This is a genomic window from Kineococcus glutinatus, assembly GCF_039542765.1.
In the GTDB taxonomy this organism is placed as follows: Bacteria; Actinomycetota; Actinomycetes; order Actinomycetales; family Kineococcaceae; genus Kineococcus_A; species Kineococcus_A glutinatus.
Map to the genome: position 1 here is coordinate 1 of NZ_BAABIL010000286.1, position 1,829 is coordinate 1,829.

At 79.7% G+C, this 1,829-nt stretch carries 2 protein-coding genes; one reads left to right on the top strand and one right to left on the bottom strand.

The genetic code is table 11. The annotated features are described in order from the left end of the window. The first annotated feature begins 20 nt into the window (after positions 1 to 20). A complete protein-coding gene (locus ABEB16_RS11370; protein WP_345712366.1) occupies positions 21 to 716 on the top strand; it encodes a monooxygenase in 696 nt (231 codons plus the stop codon). Positions 717 to 761: 45 nt separating this feature from the next. On the opposite strand, the gene ABEB16_RS11375 is transcribed toward ABEB16_RS11370, so the two are convergent. Further along, positions 762 to 1,700 carry a diacylglycerol/lipid kinase family protein gene (locus ABEB16_RS11375; RefSeq protein ID WP_345712367.1) on the bottom strand — a complete coding sequence of 313 codons (939 nt, stop codon included), beginning with the start codon at positions 1,698 to 1,700 and terminating at the stop codon, positions 762 to 764. Between the last annotated feature and the right edge of the window lie 129 nt (positions 1,701 to 1,829).

Below are 1,829 nucleotides of genomic sequence, written 5' to 3' on the forward strand. Positions count from 1 at the left end.
CCCTCGTAGGGTCGGCGCACGTGAGCACCCCTCCCGGACTCGTCACGCTGCACCTGTGGGGGGTGCCGACCCGGGCGGTGCCCGCCGCGGCGGCGCGGATGGCGCTGGACCGGCGCCACCTCGCCCGCGCCCCGGGGGTGCGTTTCGCCAAGCTGCTGGGCACGGGGTCGGGCCGCACGTTCTCCGTCGCCGACGCCGACCCCCACCGCTGGGCGCTGCTCGTGGCCTGGGACTCCGCGGCCGACGCCGACGCCTTCGAGACCGGGCGCACCGTGCGGGCCTGGGGGGAGCTCGCCGCCGAGCGCCTCGTGGTGCGGATGCGGCCGCTGTCCAGCCGCGGCACGTGGTCGGGTGCGGCGCCGTTCGGGGGGCCCGGCCGCACGCGCTGCGCGGGACCGGTGGCCTCCATCACCCGGGCACGGCTGCGCGCGCTGCGCGCCGCGGCGTTCTACCGGGCGGTGCCGCCGGTGGCCGCGGACCTGCAGCGGGCCCCCGGGCTGCGGCTGGCCGTGGGCATCGGCGAGGCACCCGTCGGGTTGCAGGGCACGTTCTCGCTGTGGAGCGACGACGGCGCGCTGCGGCAGTTCGCGCACCGGCGCAGCCCGCACCTGGAGGTGGTGCGCCGCACCGCCGCGGAGCGCTGGTACGCCGAGGAGCTGTTCGCCCGCTTCCAGGTGCTCGCCGTGGAGGGCACCGTGGGCGGGCGCACCCCCTGACGGGACCCCCGGCCCTGACGGGACCCCCGGCCCTGACGGGAGCCCTCAGGGGCAGAGGGCCTGCCAGGCGGCGGGTTCTGCCGTCCAGCGCACCCGGCGCACGGGCTCGGAGACCTCCCCGTCGGCGTTGACCCGGAACGCCCGGCCCCGCTCGGCGGTGATCTCCACGACGCGCCCGGAGTCGGTGCGCACGTCCTGCCGCGCCGTGTGCAGGCCCTGGCGCAGCCCGACGGCGAAACCCACCCGGGCCACCGGGCCCGTGGAGGTGGACACCACCACGTCGAGGACGCCGTCGTGCGGGTCGGCGTCCGGCACGAACGGCACCCCGCCGGCGATGGTGCCGCCGAGGCCGATGCCGGCCATGAGGACGGGTGTCCCGTCGGCGACCACCCGCCCGTCGACGACGACGCGCAGCGCGAAACCCGCGTCCGGCCGCGCCCCGGCCAGCACCGCGCCGACCGGGTAGGCGAGGGGGCCCATGCGCCGCTTGAAGCGCGCCGCGCTCGCGGTGGCCGCGGCGCCGATGCCGACGTGCGCGGTGTTGACGACGACGCCGCCGGAGTCGTCCACGGCGAGCTCCACGTCGCGCGGCCTGCCCCGCACGGCCACCCGCGCCGCGGCCACCGGGTCCAGCGGCAGGTGCAGCGAGCGGGCCAGGTCGTTGCCGGTGCCCAGCGGCACCAGGCCGATGGGTCCCACGGCCCGCGCGGCCCCCGCCCGGCGCAGCTCGCGCAGCGCGGTGTGCACCGAGCCGTCGCCGCCGAGCAGGACGATGCGGCGCTCCCCCGCCCCCAGCAGCGCCTCGCGCAGGTCCGCCACCCCGGTGGTCGCCTGCAGGTCGACGGGCGCGACGGTCTCCAGCTCCCGCACCACCGCCCGCACCACGTCGGCCCGGGAGGAACCGGCGCGCGCGTTGACCACGACCCGCACCCCGGCCGGCACGGCGGGCTCCTCGGCGGCGGTCCGGTCGGCTGGGGTGTCCACCCCAGGAGGATGGCAGGCGCACCTCGGCGTCCGCTGGGTGCGCGCTGGGCGGCGGGCCGACCGCCCCCGGCCCCCCGGGCGCCGCCGCCTACAGTGGCGCCGTGCCCCGCCCCGCCCGCCGCGTCCCGG